The organism is Paludibacterium paludis, assembly GCF_018802605.1.
Classification (GTDB): domain Bacteria; phylum Pseudomonadota; class Gammaproteobacteria; order Burkholderiales; family Chromobacteriaceae; genus Paludibacterium; species Paludibacterium paludis.
In genome coordinates, this window is the sequence record NZ_CP069161.1 from 1,770,619 (window position 1) to 1,783,810 (window position 13,192).

General features: G+C 60.9%; 18 protein-coding genes. 11 read left to right on the forward strand and 7 right to left on the reverse strand.

Translation table 11 applies throughout. The annotated features are described in order from the left end of the window. Positions 1-139: 139 nt before the first annotated feature. Entirely contained in the window at positions 140-2,068 is a 1,929-nt protein-coding gene (locus JNO50_RS08020) for an ATP-dependent nuclease (RefSeq protein WP_189534555.1), read from the forward strand. 522 nt (positions 2,069-2,590) lie between these two features. On the opposite strand, the gene JNO50_RS19130 is transcribed toward JNO50_RS08020, so the two are convergent. The 4 genes from JNO50_RS19130 to JNO50_RS08035 form a co-directional block, all read right to left on the reverse strand. After that, positions 2,591-2,722 (reverse strand): hypothetical protein, encoded by a 132-nt coding sequence (locus JNO50_RS19130; RefSeq protein WP_268248178.1) that lies wholly within the window; start codon positions 2,720-2,722, stop codon positions 2,591-2,593. A gap of 69 nt (positions 2,723-2,791) precedes the next feature. Next, positions 2,792-4,186, reverse strand: a complete 1,395-nt coding sequence (locus JNO50_RS08025; protein ID WP_215796528.1) for a sensor histidine kinase — start codon at positions 4,184-4,186, stop codon at positions 2,792-2,794. Positions 4,187-4,206: 20 nt separating this feature from the next. Beyond that, on the reverse strand, positions 4,207-4,866 hold the full coding sequence (locus tag JNO50_RS08030) for a response regulator transcription factor (protein WP_189534552.1): 660 nt from the start codon (positions 4,864-4,866) through the stop codon (positions 4,207-4,209). Then, the gene (locus JNO50_RS08035; RefSeq protein ID WP_189534550.1) at positions 4,863-5,216 is read right to left on the reverse strand and encodes a PepSY domain-containing protein; all 354 of its coding nucleotides are present in this window, start codon (positions 5,214-5,216) and stop codon (positions 4,863-4,865) included. Before JNO50_RS08035 ends, JNO50_RS08030 begins: the two co-directional genes overlap by 4 nt. A 131-nt stretch (positions 5,217-5,347) precedes the next feature. Between JNO50_RS08035 and JNO50_RS08040 the strand changes: the two genes are divergently transcribed. From JNO50_RS08040 to JNO50_RS08055, 4 genes are read left to right on the forward strand one after another with little or no spacing between them, the layout of a single operon-like run. Continuing rightward, positions 5,348-5,746: a DUF1924 domain-containing protein gene (locus tag JNO50_RS08040; RefSeq protein ID WP_215796529.1), complete on the forward strand. Its 399-nt coding sequence runs from the start codon at positions 5,348-5,350 to the stop codon at positions 5,744-5,746. A gap of 12 nt (positions 5,747-5,758) precedes the next feature. After that, positions 5,759-6,271, forward strand: a complete 513-nt coding sequence (locus JNO50_RS08045) for a diheme cytochrome c (protein ID WP_215796530.1) — start codon at positions 5,759-5,761, stop codon at positions 6,269-6,271. Positions 6,272-6,273: 2 nt separating this feature from the next. Continuing rightward, positions 6,274-7,005 (forward strand): cytochrome b/b6 domain-containing protein, encoded by a 732-nt coding sequence (locus tag JNO50_RS08050; protein WP_189534548.1) that lies wholly within the window; start codon positions 6,274-6,276, stop codon positions 7,003-7,005. Continuing rightward, positions 6,989-7,168 (forward strand): rubredoxin, encoded by a 180-nt coding sequence (locus JNO50_RS08055; RefSeq protein ID WP_189534546.1) that lies wholly within the window; start codon positions 6,989-6,991, stop codon positions 7,166-7,168. Before JNO50_RS08050 ends, JNO50_RS08055 begins: the two co-directional genes overlap by 17 nt. Before the next feature lie 89 nt (positions 7,169-7,257). Here the strand turns inward: JNO50_RS08055 and JNO50_RS08060 are convergent, their stop codons facing one another. Next, a complete protein-coding gene (locus JNO50_RS08060) occupies positions 7,258-8,346 on the reverse strand; it encodes a cytochrome-c peroxidase (RefSeq protein ID WP_189534544.1) in 1,089 nt (362 codons plus the stop codon). Positions 8,347-8,724: 378 nt separating this feature from the next. Here JNO50_RS08060 and JNO50_RS08065 point away from each other — a divergent pair, with 378 nt between their 5' ends. Further along, entirely contained in the window at positions 8,725-9,168 is a 444-nt protein-coding gene (locus tag JNO50_RS08065; RefSeq protein ID WP_189534543.1) for a Spy/CpxP family protein refolding chaperone, read from the forward strand. Between the two features lie 68 nt (positions 9,169-9,236). Continuing rightward, on the forward strand, positions 9,237-9,878 hold the full coding sequence (locus JNO50_RS08070; RefSeq protein ID WP_189534541.1) for a cytochrome b/b6 domain-containing protein: 642 nt from the start codon (positions 9,237-9,239) through the stop codon (positions 9,876-9,878). A 6-nt stretch (positions 9,879-9,884) separates the two neighbouring features. Here the strand turns inward: JNO50_RS08070 and JNO50_RS08075 are convergent, their stop codons facing one another. After that, positions 9,885-10,280 carry a hypothetical protein gene (locus JNO50_RS08075; protein WP_189534539.1) on the reverse strand — a complete coding sequence of 132 codons (396 nt, stop codon included), beginning with the start codon at positions 10,278-10,280 and terminating at the stop codon, positions 9,885-9,887. Positions 10,281-10,369: 89 nt separating this feature from the next. Beyond that, entirely contained in the window at positions 10,370-10,804 is a 435-nt protein-coding gene (locus JNO50_RS08080; RefSeq protein WP_189534537.1) for a c-type cytochrome, read from the reverse strand. Positions 10,805-10,947: 143 nt separating this feature from the next. Here JNO50_RS08080 and JNO50_RS08085 point away from each other — a divergent pair, with 143 nt between their 5' ends. The 4 genes from JNO50_RS08085 to JNO50_RS08100 are packed head-to-tail and all read left to right on the forward strand — an operon-like array spanning position 10,948 to position 13,191. Then, a complete protein-coding gene (locus JNO50_RS08085) occupies positions 10,948-11,382 on the forward strand; it encodes a transcriptional repressor (protein WP_189534535.1) in 435 nt (144 codons plus the stop codon). After that, positions 11,370-12,311, forward strand: coding sequence for a CobW family GTP-binding protein (locus JNO50_RS08090; protein WP_189534609.1), 942 nt, complete (start codon positions 11,370-11,372; stop codon positions 12,309-12,311). The genes JNO50_RS08085 and JNO50_RS08090 overlap by 13 nt, the downstream gene beginning before the upstream one ends. Beyond that, positions 12,311-12,451: a hypothetical protein gene (locus tag JNO50_RS08095; protein WP_189534533.1), complete on the forward strand. Its 141-nt coding sequence runs from the start codon at positions 12,311-12,313 to the stop codon at positions 12,449-12,451. The genes JNO50_RS08090 and JNO50_RS08095 overlap by 1 nt, the downstream gene beginning before the upstream one ends. Beyond that, on the forward strand, positions 12,448-13,191 hold the full coding sequence (locus tag JNO50_RS08100; protein ID WP_189534531.1) for a metal ABC transporter ATP-binding protein: 744 nt from the start codon (positions 12,448-12,450) through the stop codon (positions 13,189-13,191). The genes JNO50_RS08095 and JNO50_RS08100 overlap by 4 nt, the downstream gene beginning before the upstream one ends. The last annotated feature ends 1 nt before the right edge of the window (position 13,192 follow it).

The following is a 13,192-nucleotide window of genomic DNA, read 5'->3' on the forward strand; positions in this document are numbered from 1 at the left end:
CAGTACACAATAGCACTGTGAAATTAGGGTTGGTGCGACAAAACGATTGTGGGTGGCTGTTGCATGATGTATGTCATAGGAATTTCATTGTTTGTATAGTAATTTCAATGGCATTGTCATCCCGTCAGAGATCAAACACATGCGTATCAAATCGTTGTTGATCCGGAATTTCCGCTCAATTTCTGAAGCCACAATTGATTTTGATTCCTTCAACTGTCTGGTTGGGCCCAATGGCGCAGGCAAATCCACAATTCTCTGCGCACTCAATCTTTTCTTTCGTGAAACGGAAAACGCATCGACTGATTTGTTGTCGCTGACAGCCGAAGATTTTCATAAGCGAGATACGTCACAGCCCATTGAAGTGCAGGTTACTTTTACTGAGCTGAGTGCAGAGGCGCAGGATGATTTGCAAGAGTACGTCCGGCATGATCAGTTGGTGATTTCGGCTGTGGCCACCTACGATCCCCAATCGGAGCGCGCCCAGGTCAAACAGTATGGTCAACGTCTCGGCATGGCGGCCTTCAAGCCATTTTTTAAAGCGCTGGGTGACGATGCCAAGGTAACTGAGTTGAAGGGCATCTTTGCTACGCTACGCGAGCAATTTGCAGATTTACCCGCAGCAACCACCAAGGATGCAATGATTGGTGTCTTGAGGGAGTATGAGGCGGCCCGCCCCGGTGAATGCGAGCTCATTCCGAGTGAAGATATGTTCTACGGCGTTAGCCGTGGCAGCAACCGGCTGCAGAAGTACATTCAGTGGATCTACATTCCGGCTGTCAAAGACGCCTCTCAGGAGCAGTTGGAGGGTAAAAATACGGCTCTGGGACGGTTGTTGGCACGGACGGTGAGAACCCAGGTGAATTTCAAGGAATCGGTCGACGCGCTGTTACAGGATGCTCGTGATAAATACGATGAAATGCTGGGACAGCAGCAAGACGCTCTGGCTGCACTCTCGACAGCATTGACAGATCGCCTGAGCCAATGGGCGCATCCCGACGCAAGTATCCGGCTGGAGTGGCACTTGGACCCGCAACGTGCGGTTAAGATAGAGGAGCCATTCGCACATGTAATCGCTGGGGAGTCTGGTTTTGAGGGCGAGTTAGCGCGTTTCGGACATGGTTTCCAACGGTCGTATTTATTGGCGCTTCTGCAAGAGTTGGCTGGCAATGATCAAGGTGATGCTCCGACCTTACTGCTGGGGTGTGAAGAGCCCGAGTTGTACCAACATCCCCCACAAGCTAGGCATCTGGCCGCGATTCTGTATGCTCTGGGCCAGGGTAACGCACAAGTGATCGTCACTACCCATAGCCCCTATTTTGTGATCGGTGAGCAGTTCCATCATGTGCGTATGATTCGAATGGATCATGAAGCGCGTTACAGTACAGTTAAATGTGCTTCCCAAGCGTTGCTGGCCGAGCGCTTCGCGGAAGTGACTGGAGATCCATTCAGAGAGATCAGCGCGTCTGTTGCCCGGGTGCACCAAGCTTTGCAACCATCCTTGGGCGAAATGTTTTTCACTCAACGACTGGTGCTGGTTGAGGGGCTCGAAGATATCGCCTATGTGCATGCCTGGCTGACGTTGACAGATCGGATGGAGGAGTTCCGACGTAAAGGAATTCATTTGGTGGCCACGCAGAGCAAGTCAATGATGATTCGTCCACTGATCATTGCTCAGGCTTTGGAAATTCCGACCTATGTCATCTTTGATGCTGATGGCGACAGAATTGATAGGCCTGAACACCGCGTTCAACATGAGCGAGATAATAGAGCCTTATTGCGCCTGATAGGCGCCGATGATGGCAACTTGTTTCCTGAGGGTATCTTGTGGGGCGCGCGCCATACCGTGTGGCCGAAGAACCTTGGTGATTGCATTTTGGGGGAATTGAAAGACTCGTTAGGTCAAGATGGATATTCGGCGGTGATCAATACGGCTGCGCGCGAATACGGCTTTGATGGCGGGCTTAAAAAACATGCGTTGATGGTCGGTACTCGCTTGGCGCTGGCGTTCGAGGCCGGCGCAAGGTCAGCTAGCCTGGATAGGCTCTGTGAAGCCATTATTGCCATGTGAGTCGGCAGCAAGTTTCCAGATATGGTTTTTCAATCTGGTACAAAAGATCGTTGTAAATGGCTGCTGGATACAAAGGAACGATGTATGTCAGTAGCGAGTAGCGATGTAAAACGTGTAGGAAAATTTACTTTCAATACAGATGAGCGTTGGAAGTCACAGTGTGATGGCGGTTCCAGCGCTCAGGAAGACTGAGGGGGCTAATTCGTACTCCACATCGCTGATCGCGACGGAAACGGGGGGCGCTGCAAGCCGAAGCCCCTTCCAGCAGCAGAGTCCTCGGGGTAACCGTTAGCCCAGCAAGCCCGGTGGCCGGCCTTCAGGGGAATGCCGACCGTGGTGTGGCGATGTCAGGGCGCTGTGTCCGCCGGCTTGCGGGGTAGCCCGAGATGCCTGGCTATCGACTGTGCATGGTTTGCCGCGATCGGAGTTTCCTGGCGTCAAGCACCGGCGGGAAGAATCAATGTGTGGCAGTAACGTATGACGATATGGAACGATCCTGAGCCGCAGCGGTGCTGCGGCTTTTTATTTGTCCGGATGCGTTCCCATCGCTTTTTCGAGTAGCGCCATGGCAGCCTTGATCTGCCCTTTTCCGCGCGCGGCCCGGACTTGAAAGCGGGTTTCCGCATCGAACTCGGCCAGCATCAAGGTGACCATGTCCTCCGCGCAGGCTGAAGCGCCAACCCGAACGTCCGGATTCGTTAATCCCCACATGGTTCGCGGGGTTCAATCGCGGGCGGGCGGGATGGCCGGCAGCCGAAGGGTTGCCCTAACGCCGCCCATTTCCGAGGCGTCGAGTGTCAGGCCGCCATGGTATAGCTCCGCCAGTTCCGCGGCGATCGACAGGCCAAGACCGCTGCCCGGCACCGACTCGTCCAGCCGCATTCCCCGTCGCATCGCCGTGTCGACGGCTTCGGGGGGAATCCCGGGACCGTCGTCCTCAATGACGATGGCGAGAGTGTTATCTCGAGCCATGGCCCCGACCGTGACGCATGTCCGCGCCCATTTGCAGGCGTTGTCGAGCAGGTTGCCGAGCATTTCCTGCAGATCCTGCTCTTCACCGGCGAACAGGGCTGCGTCGGGCGGCATGTCACACCGGATCGTCAGCCGGTGTTCCGCATGAACCAGTCGCATGGCATGCACCAGAGAGGCGATGACTTTTCCGGTATCGGTGGCGTGCCCGGGCACTGCGGCGGCCGCGGCGGCCCGGGCTCTTGCCAGGTGCCAGTTCACTTGCCTGCCCGCCAGGTCGACCTGCTCTTTCACCAGATCGGCCAACGGCCGTGTTCCATCGGACGACTCCCCGGGAACTTCCGCGGCCTGGCGCAGGATGGCCAGCGGTGTCTTGATCGCGTGGGCGAGGTTGCCCGCCTGCGTGCGGGCCCGCTCCACCAGGTCGGCGTTGCGCGCCAGCACATGATTGAAATCCTCGGCCAATGGCCGGACCTCCAGCGCGAACCGCCCCTCCAGACGCCGCGCCTTGCCCTGTTCAATGCGCCGCAGCGCGCGGCGCAGATCGCGCATCGGCGCGAGGCCGACATGAACCTGTACCATGGCGGCCGCCATCAGCAGCACGAACAGAATACCCAACGACAGGGCGAGCAATCCGGAGAAATCCGCGATGGCCGCCTCGGTCGGGCCCATGTCGCCGGCCACGGTCAGGCGCCATCCTTCCTGTGTCGTGTCCTCGCCGTGCACGGTGCGCTCCAGCGCCATCAGCCGTTGTCCGGCCGGTCCCGGAATTTCATGCCGGTGGATCTGGCCATCGGCGAGCGCATCATCAGGCAGGGTGAGGGTGAGATCCCAGAGCGAACGCGAGCGCAGTTCGCCAGGATGGGCCGGCCGGTTGGCCGGCACCCGATCCACTTGCCAGTACAAACCGGAAAACGGTCGCACCCAGCGCGGGTCGCTCAGTTGCCCCGCGCTGATTATCGGCATGCCGCGCTCGTCAAAGTCGAGGCGGGCGGTCAATTGGTCCAGCTGCGCTTCCAGCGTTTGGGCGAACTGCCGGGTGACATGATCGTGAAACAGCCGGTGCAATGACCATCCGGTCAGGGTCAGCGCCAGGCAGACGGTGACGGCGGTAGCGATCAGCAGTCGCCATCGGAGGCTGTCGCGCAAGTTTGTCCTGCGTCGCACGGCTACGCCTCGCGCAACCGGTAACCGAGGCCGCGTACGGTCTCGATGGTGTCCGGCGGCAGTTTCTTGCGCAGCCGGCCGATGAAGACTTCGATGGTGTTGGAGTCGCGGTCGAAGTCCTGGGCGTAGATGTGCTCGGTCAGCTCCGCGCGCGAGACAATGGTGTTCGGTCGATGCATCAGGTAGTCCAGCACCATGTACTCATGGCTGGTCAGAGCGATGGGACGGCCATGAGCCGTGACTTTGCCGCTGCGGGTGTCCAGGCACAGACCTCGGCATTCGAGCAGGGGAGAGGCCAGGCCGTGGGCCCGGCGGATCAGGGCGCGCACCCGGGCCAGTAACTCTTCCATATGGAACGGTTTGGTCAGGTAATCGTCCGCCCCGGCGTCGATGCCCTCGACCTTCTCGTGCCAGCTGTCCCTGGCGGTCAGGATCAGGACGGGCATGTTCCGGCGGCAAGAGCGCCATTTTTTGAGAACCGAGATGCCATCCAGACCGGGCAATCCCAGATCCAGGACAACCGCATCGTAGTCTTCCGTTTCGCCAAGAAAGCATGCATCCACGCCGTTGCCGGCCGGATCCACGACATAACCGGCCAGGAGCAGCCCGTCGTAGAGCTGCTGTCGCAATGTCGGTTCGTCTTCAACAAGCAAGAGTTTCATGATCCGTGTCTTCTCTGGCTTCGTTCTCCATGACGGCGTCGCTCGTCATCGGGTGAGCGGGCGTTCAGCAAGGTGGCGGTTCTGGCGTTGTACCTCAGTTTCCTTAACTGTCCATTGTCCTGCAGCAACTTTATCTCGTAGACCCAGTATGGCCCCTTGCGCTCCAGCTCGACTTCCAGAACCTCGCCGGAAAATTCGCCGCGCACCTTTTTGAGAACTTGTTCAAGCGGCAATACCTCACCGGCGCGCAGGGCATTGCGCGCCATGTCCTGTTCGTTGTCCGCCCGGGCGAGGCCAGGCAAAACCAGGGTGAAAACGATGAGCCATTGCGGCCAATTGACGAATCGCATGGTGGTTCCCGTGTCGGATACGGCTGCCATTTTAGGGTGGCGAGTCTGAACGCGGGCTGAACACCCGCTTCAGACGGCTTTCAGTCGCGCGGCCGCACACTGTGTCCATGTCGAACAGCAAGGAGTGTGCGATGCGATCAGTCTTTCTTTGTGCGGGGATCATGGGGATGGTGTGCGCCGGTATGGCCTCCGCCGCGGATACCAGCCCGGCCGCGCAGCTGCAGCGTTGGAACCGGCTCGCGGGAAGCCCGGGGCAGGCGGCGCGCGGACAACTGTTTTTCACGAAAAAGCATGGCGCGCAGTGGTCCTGCGCCTCGTGCCACGGGGAGTCGCCAACCATTCCGGGTAAGCACGCCAATACCGGAAAAACACTGCCGCCGCTGGCGCCGGCCTTCAATCCGCAGGCCCTGACGGATCAGGCCAAAGTCGACAAATGGTTGCGCCGCAATTGCAACGATGTGCTCGGGCGGGAGTGCTCGGCATTGGAAAAAGCCGATGTGACCGCGTTTCTGGTCAGTCTGCGCCGTTAAAAGGAGTCGGTCATGAATCGGATGGTTTTGCGCCTGGTGGCGTGTCTCGGGCTGGCGGCCTGCGCGGGAGTCGTGTTGGCCGGCGGACACCGGGCGATGCCGGGAACGGTTCCCCGCGTCTATGTCGAGGAATGCGCCAGCTGCCACATCGCCTATCCGCCGGGGTTGCTGCCCGGCGCCGCATGGCAGCGGCTGATGGATGGGCTGGGGCGGCACTATGGCACCGACGCCTCGCTGGATCCGGCCAGCGTCAAACTGATCGCAGGCTGGCTGCGCGACAACGCGGGACGGGGGAAATATGCCCTGTCGCCGCCAGCGGACAACCGCATTACCCGGACAGGTTGGTTCATGCGAAAGCATCGGGGCATCCCGGATTCCGTCTGGCGCATGCCCAGTGTGAAGAGCGCGGCCAATTGTCAGGCGTGTCACACCGGCGCTCAGCAGGGCCGGTTCGACGACGATGAACTGCGAATTCCCGACGGTTTGAACGCCGCGCAGCGACGCGCTTTTCATGATGGGGAGTGATCATGGAGTCGATTCGAACCGGGCGGGTGACCCGGCCGACCGCCGTTTCTCGCCGGCGCGTGGTGGATGCGCCGGTGCGCATGTTCCACGGCCTGTTTGCCGTGTGTTTCGCCGGCGCATGGCTGACCGCGGAAAGCGAGCTGTGGCGAACCTTGCATGTATCGCTGGGGTACTCCCTGGCCGGATTGTTGGGGTTCCGCCTTGTTTACGGCTGTTTCGGCCCCCGTCCTGCGAGCTTGCGCTTGCTTGTCGGGCGGCTCGTGCCGCTTGCCGGGCTGATTCGGAACCGGCGCGCCGTCATGACCCGTCCCGTCTCCGTGTGGCGACCGCTATGGCATGGCCTGATGTCCGGGTTGATTTTGGTGGTGTTGCTGGGCGCCGTACCGGTCTGTCTGAGCGGCTATCTGGCCTTTCACGACGCTCCGGAGTGGGTGGCCGAATGGCATGACATGCTGGCCGAGATCATGCTGGCGATGGTGCTGGGACATGTTGTGCTGGTGGCGCTGGGCGTGTTCGGCGAGGGGGGCGGCCGGTGCGGCGCGATGCTGACCGGCCGCGTTCCTGGCTCCGGCCCCGATCTGGTGCGTAAGAACCGGACCTGGCTTGCGCTGGTGTTGCTGCTCGTTGTCCTGGGGTACAACGGTTATGTCTGGTTGCAGAGCCGTGGATGCGGTGAAGCAGTCTGTGGTGAAATGGTATCGGTGGAAGGAGCGCGCGATGGCGAGCACGACTGAAACGGTTTATCTGTGCCAGGCCTGCGGCGTGGTGTACGATCCGGCGGCCGGCTGGCCGGAAGAGGGGTTCCCGCCGGGGACGCCCTGGGCGGCTATTCCCGATGACTGGCTTTGTCCGGAATGCGGGGTGGCCAAAAAGGACTTCATCGCAATGACGATGTGATGAGCGCCCTCGTGCCACGCTACGTTCGCGATCAGAAAAAAACGGGGGCGCACGGCCCCCAAAGAATGGAAAAGCGCAGCTAGAGACAATCAGCTGTTATCGGGCAGCGGAGTCGCCTTGCCCGACTTGGGCAGTACCGGCAGAACCAGTGCCTCTTTGGGTATCTGACCGGTCAGCGTGGACAAGAAGGCGCGAATATCAGCCACGTCCTGACCGTTCAGGTCCTTACCCAACTGCGTTTTTGCCATGATCCGGATAGCATCGCCCAGATCCGTGACGCTGCCATCATGGAAATAAGGATAGGTGCGTTCCACGTTTCTCAGGGTCGGCGTGCGGAACACGTCGCGGTCTTCCTCCTTCTTGGTCAGGTCATAACGGCCGGCATCGCTGTTGGGCTTGCCGGTGTATTTGCTGTAAGGCCCGTTGACGAGGCCGAACTTGAAGAACTGGTTTCCACCCAGCGTGGCGCCGCTATGACAGGTCACGCAACCGGTCGAAACAAAGGTGCGCAACCCGCGGGCTTCCTGATCGTTCAGCGCCTTGACATTGCCTTTCAGGTAAGCGTCGAAGCGCGAAGGCGTGATGAGGGTGCGCTCGAACGCCCCGATGGCATTGGCGATGTTCTCGTAGGTGAGGGGATTGGCCTCCTTGGGGAAGGCTTGACGGAACAGCGCCCGGTATTCGTCGATGCTGCCGATGCGGGCGAGGGCCAGATCCTTGTGCGGCATGCCCATTTCAACCGGGTTCATGATCGGCCCTTGCGCCTGGGCTTCCACGTCTTTGGCGCGACCATCCCAGAACTGCGGCTCCAGAAGGCCCGCGTTCATCACCGTCGGCGAATTGCGTCCGCCGAATGCGCCCTTGTGCCCCTGCGATGTCGGCAGGTTGTCGACGCCATAACTGGCGATGTTGTGACAGGAATTACAGCTGACCGTGTTGCCTTTGGACAGCCGGGTGTCGAAATAAAGAGCCTTGCCCAACTCGATCTTGGCCGGGTTCGCCGGATTGGCCGGATTGGGCGCGGCTTTGGGCAATGGACGGAACAGCTCTTTGGCTGACTTCCAGATCGATGTCCGATCCTGTTGGCTAAGCGCGGGCACCTGTGACGCCAGGGCGGCGAGACCGGTGGACATGGCGACGCTGCCGCCAACAACCATTGCGATATACCGTGATTTCATAGTCGGTTCCTATCGGGTTGATAAATTCTGACTATTGCATTTTTCTATTTACATCGCGCCTTCGATTGTTATTTAGAATGCCCAGTATTTATGACGTAGGGGTTGATGGAGGTCAAGGAAGCGGTGTTCGCTGTCGGGCGCGTCCGGTGTCAGCGGCGGATCGCCATGCGCCCGTCTCACACAGTTTGCTTGCGCCATATGTAATTTTTTATGTTTTATTTTTACGTAAATAATGTTTTAAATAAAAAATGTAATAAATAGTTAAAATTTCGCAACATTTCTTTTACTGTCTGATAAGACATGCTTAAGCAAACACGGGATAATGCAGTTGTGTACTGAATCGTGCGATGCGGTTCGGAAGAGTCAAAGGAGGAAACGATGAAGTGGATGCTTGTCCGCGCACTGGCGCTGGCCGCGGCGATGGCCTGCGCAACGTCGGCACGGGCCAGCGAGGCGGCCGATGACGCGAAAGCCGCCTGGCATCGGGATGCGGCGCTGGATCAGGCGTTGCAGGTGAATTCCCAGGCTCTGCTGCATGACCGGCTCGGCGTTCGGCCCGAGCAGGAACAGGCGTGGCTCGCCTTTGCGATGGTGGCGGGTCATGCCGGCGAATGTCTTGGCGAAAGCGCGCTGAACATGCCGGCTCCGCAGCGCCTGGAGCGGCGTCTGGCATGGCTTGAGCGGCAGAAAGTCCAGACGGCCAGGGAGCTGGCCGTGGTGCGCGAGTTCTACGCGGTTCTGACACCGGATCAGAAGAGAACCCTGGATACCTGGCTCGCGTCCTCCCTGGCGCCGCAGGCGTTCGCCGCTCCCCGCCCCTGAATGGCCCTGGCTGGGCTCGTCCGGCGTATAATGGCCCCGTGTCATTATCAATGCGACAGGAGGGCTGGATGAGTCGGTCGGTTAAGGTATGGGATGTCCCGACCCGGTTGTTTCACTGGTTGTTGGTGGGGCTGGTCGGCGCCATGTGGTACACCGGTCAGCAAGGGGTGCTGGAGCTTCACATCCGCTGCGGAGTGCTGCTGCTGGCCTTGCTGGTGTTCCGCCTGATATGGGGCGTGGTCGGCAGCCAGACGGCGCGGTTCTCGGACTTTTTGCGAGGTCCGGCCGCCATTCGCCGCTATCTGGCCGGCGATGTGTCGCACGCCGGGCATAATCCGATGGGCGGCTGGATGGTTCTGGTGATGTTGACCGTGCTGCTGACGCAGGTGGGTACCGGATTGTTCGCCAGTGATGTCGATTCCATGCTCTATGACGGTCCGCTCGCCCATCTTGCCGGTGGCGCGGCAGAAACCATGACGGCCGTTCACAAGCTTGGCGTGAATATTCTGCTGCTGCTGGTGGCGTTGCACCTCGCCGCCATCGTGTTCTACCGGGTGGTGAAGAAAGAGGCGCTGGTGCCTGCCATGGTGACGGGGCGCAAGGCGCTGCCGTATGGTGTGACGCCGCCCTTCTTCGCGCCGGTCTGGCGTGCGGCCTTGTGTCTTGCCGCCGCCGCGGGGCTGGTTGCGGCCATCCTGCGTTTTGCTTGATGTTTTCTAACCGCGGCGGATGGGCGTCTTGAGTGCCTGGTAGTCGGCCAGAATGCCGTCCGCGTGGCGCAGGGCCGCGGCAAGTCGTTCTTGCCGCGGGTGGCCGCAGAACTCCAGGGCGGGGTCGAGCGCGCTCATGGCTCGCCTCGCCGCCGTGGCGACATCCACCGCATGATTGAAATCGGCGGGCCCCATCACCTTGCCGTTACGGATTCTCTTGTAGTAAATCAGCGCCATCCGCACATACTGGGCCGCCGTCTCGTGGCTCGATAGTCCACCTTCCCGCTCGAGGGTCAGCAGTTCGTCGAGCGTGCTGCGGCATCCTTCTTCGGCACGCAGGAAACGCCGCTGGTCTTCGGTTTTTGCGCTGCGCGCCGCCGGGGCGCTCTTTTTCGCGGCCATGGTCGTCCTTCCCGGTAAGCCACTCATCAAACAATACAGCCTGGCCGAAGCCAGGCTGTCAGGTTCACTGCGCGTGCTGCGCGCGGAAATCAGCGTTCCGGACCGCGGAAGGCATCGTGACAGGATTTGCAGGTTTGCGCCACGCCGCCGAAGCTTTTCTTGATCTGGGCAAGATCGCCGGTTTTGGCCGTGGCATCCAGTTCGTCGACAGCCTTCAGGAATTTATCCTTCTCAGCGGCGAACTTGGCCGGTTGGGTCCAGATTTCCGGCTTGGAACGACTCTTGGCGTCGATGCTGTTCGGCGCGAACAGGGTGAACGGTTCGGCCGCCATCTTCTTGAGCGCGTCGGCGTGCTTGATGAACTCGTCCTTCTTGTACGGTTCGCGCTCGCGGACCATCAATCCCATCGGCTCGAAGCTGCGCAGAAGTTTCTTGAACGACTGCTGGCGTTCGGCGCCGCCCGGGGCGGCGAGCGCCGGCAGGGCGGTAAGGGCGATAAGACCGGCAAGCATGACTTTTTTCATCGGATTTTCCTTTCGTTGTCGACGTTGGAAGTCTGCATTGCCAGCTATTGTACCTGCTTTTGACGCTCAGGCCGAATCCCGGGCCGGTTGTCTTGTGTGATGTTATACAGTAACATTCTGGCTTTCTGTCCGGAAAGCTGCCGATGAACGCGGATCACTATCTCGCCGCCGCCGAAAGGCATTGCCAGGCTCGTGGCTGCAAACTCACCGCCGTGCGACGCCAAGTGCTCGAGCTGGTGCTGCGCTATGAAGGCGTGGTGAAAGCCTACCAGTTGCTGGCCGATCTGCAAAAAACACGCGCCATGGCCGCGCCGCCCACCGTCTACCGCGCGCTGGATTTTCTGGTCGAGCAGGGGCTCCTGCATCGCGTGGAAGCGCTCAACGGCTTCATCGTCTGTCGACATTTCGAATGCCGGCACGACGGCCTGATCCTGGTATGCGAAGCGTGCGGACGCGTCGAGGAAATCGATGCCGCCGCCTGTCTTGATGCCCTGCGCGCGGCCTCGGCGGCGTGCGGCTTCGCCGTCAATCCACAAAACCTGGTCCTGACCGGGAAATGCAAAGTCTGTCCAGCATGAATACAACCACGGTGAATCTCTTCACGGGATTTCTGGGCGTGGGCAAAACCACGGCCTTGCGCCATTTGATCAGCCAGCGCCCCACGAATGAAAAATGGGCCATCATCGTCAATGAATTCGGCGAGGTGGGCATCGACGGCGCGGCGCTGTCCGGCGACGACATGCCGGTCGCGGAAATCGCGGGCGGCTGCCTGTGTTGCGTCGCCGGGCCGCAATTGACGGCGACCGTCGCCAACCTTTTGCGCCGCGAGCGCCCCGACCGCCTGCTGATCGAGGCGAGCGGACTGGCCCACGCCGCCGGCGTGATCGATGAGTTGCGCGAAAAACCGCTGGGGGACGCCCTGGCCATCGGCGCGGTGGTGACCCTTGTCGATCCGCGTCAGTTCATCAGCCAGGACTATCTGCGCCAGCCGCTGTACCGCGACCAGATCGCGCTGGCCGATGTGCTCGTGGCCAACAAGACCGACGCGGCCGATGTGCCGACGCTCGAAGCATTCCGGGCCCGGGCGGCGCAAATGTTTCCGCCCAAGGCGCTGGTGGCCGAAGTGCGCCAGGGGCAACTCGATCCCGCCTGGCTGGACGTCGCCGCCCGTCCGCAGCCGCGCTACCGTCCCGCTGTCGCGCACGGAGCCCATGACGCCTGGAGTTCGGAAGGCTGGCTGTTCGGACCGGAGACCGAATTCGATGGCGAACGGCTGGTGGCCTTTTTTGATGAGCTGCCCGTCCGCGTGCCGGGCCTGGTGCGCGCCAAAGGGGTGTTCCGGGTGCTTGACAGCTGGGTCTGGCTCAATTGGGCGGAAGGGCAATGGGGCGCAACGCAGGTCGCCTGGCGCCGCGACAGCCGTTTCGAGCTGATCGCTCCGCGGATCGATGCCGACGCGGTGTCCACGGCGCTCACGGCCTGCCGGACCGGCAAGGAGGCGCGGTAATGGCGCATGAACCGCATCACAAGCGCACCTACCGCTTCACTTTGCTGACCGCTTCGGCGGCGCAGCGCGCGCTGTGGGTGCTGGCCGTGCTGGCGCTGCTTTGGTCGTGCGTGATCTGGGCGCTGGAGGGCGGAGCATGAGTCTACGCCTTGAAAACCTGACGGTTTCCTATCAGCGCCACCCGGCCGTGCACCACGTGCAAGGAGAGTTCGCCGCGGGCGAAGCGACGGCGATTTTCGGACCCAACGGCGCGGGCAAGAGCACACTTCTCAAAACCATGATGGGCCTGATTCAACCGGATGCCGGGCGTGTCGTGCTGGATGGCCTGACGCGCCGGGATATCGCGTATTTGCCGCAGCAGTCGGAAATCGACCGCAGCCTGCCGGTCGAGGTGCTGGATCTTGTGACGACCGGACAATGGTTCCGCAGTTCCTGGTTCCGGCGGGTTGACCGTCAGGGGCGGGATGCGGCCTGGCAGGCCCTCGAGACCGTGGGGCTGGCCGATTTCGCCCATCGGCCGGTGTCGGCTCTGTCGATCGGCCAATTCCAGCGCGTGCTGTTCGCGCGGATTCTGGCCCAGGATGCGCGCGTGATCCTGCTGGACGAGCCGTTCAATGCGGTGGATGCGCGCACCACGCACGATTTGTTCGACCTCTTGCAGCGCTGGCGCGGCGAGGGGCGGACGGTGATCGCCGTGCTGCACGACGAATCCCAGGTGCGGCGGCATTTTCCCCGGACGTTGCTCCTGGCCCGCGAAGTGGTGGCCTGGGGAGAGACGGACCGCGTTTTGACCGAAGACAACATGCGCAGGGCCGTGGATACCGCGGCCCACTGGCAGGATCGCGCTCCGGTGTGCCATGTGAACGGAGAAACGGCATGAG

Excerpts from the sequence above, each read along its gene's own strand:
- JNO50_RS08020 (WP_189534555.1), top strand. The coding sequence starts at position 140 with ATGCGTATCAAATCGTTGTTGATCCGGAATTTCCGCTCAATTTCTGAA.
- JNO50_RS19130 (WP_268248178.1), bottom strand. The coding sequence starts at position 2,722 with ATGGTCACCTTGATGCTGGCCGAGTTCGATGCGGAAACCCGCTTTCAA.
- JNO50_RS08030 (WP_189534552.1), bottom strand. The coding sequence starts at position 4,866 with ATGAAACTCTTGCTTGTTGAAGACGAACCGACATTGCGACAGCAGCTC.
- JNO50_RS08035 (WP_189534550.1), bottom strand. The coding sequence starts at position 5,216 with ATGCGATTCGTCAATTGGCCGCAATGGCTCATCGTTTTCACCCTGGTT.
- JNO50_RS08040 (WP_215796529.1), top strand. The coding sequence starts at position 5,348 with ATGCGATCAGTCTTTCTTTGTGCGGGGATCATGGGGATGGTGTGCGCC.
- JNO50_RS08045 (WP_215796530.1), top strand. The coding sequence starts at position 5,759 with ATGAATCGGATGGTTTTGCGCCTGGTGGCGTGTCTCGGGCTGGCGGCC.
- JNO50_RS08050 (WP_189534548.1), top strand. The coding sequence starts at position 6,274 with ATGGAGTCGATTCGAACCGGGCGGGTGACCCGGCCGACCGCCGTTTCT.
- JNO50_RS08055 (WP_189534546.1), top strand. The coding sequence starts at position 6,989 with ATGGCGAGCACGACTGAAACGGTTTATCTGTGCCAGGCCTGCGGCGTG.
- JNO50_RS08060 (WP_189534544.1), bottom strand. The coding sequence starts at position 8,346 with ATGAAATCACGGTATATCGCAATGGTTGTTGGCGGCAGCGTCGCCATG.
- JNO50_RS08065 (WP_189534543.1), top strand. The coding sequence starts at position 8,725 with ATGAAGTGGATGCTTGTCCGCGCACTGGCGCTGGCCGCGGCGATGGCC.
- JNO50_RS08070 (WP_189534541.1), top strand. The coding sequence starts at position 9,237 with ATGAGTCGGTCGGTTAAGGTATGGGATGTCCCGACCCGGTTGTTTCAC.
- JNO50_RS08075 (WP_189534539.1), bottom strand. The coding sequence starts at position 10,280 with ATGGCCGCGAAAAAGAGCGCCCCGGCGGCGCGCAGCGCAAAAACCGAA.
- JNO50_RS08080 (WP_189534537.1), bottom strand. The coding sequence starts at position 10,804 with ATGAAAAAAGTCATGCTTGCCGGTCTTATCGCCCTTACCGCCCTGCCG.
- JNO50_RS08085 (WP_189534535.1), top strand. The coding sequence starts at position 10,948 with ATGAACGCGGATCACTATCTCGCCGCCGCCGAAAGGCATTGCCAGGCT.
- JNO50_RS08095 (WP_189534533.1), top strand. The coding sequence starts at position 12,311 with ATGGCGCATGAACCGCATCACAAGCGCACCTACCGCTTCACTTTGCTG.
- JNO50_RS08100 (WP_189534531.1), top strand. The coding sequence starts at position 12,448 with ATGAGTCTACGCCTTGAAAACCTGACGGTTTCCTATCAGCGCCACCCG.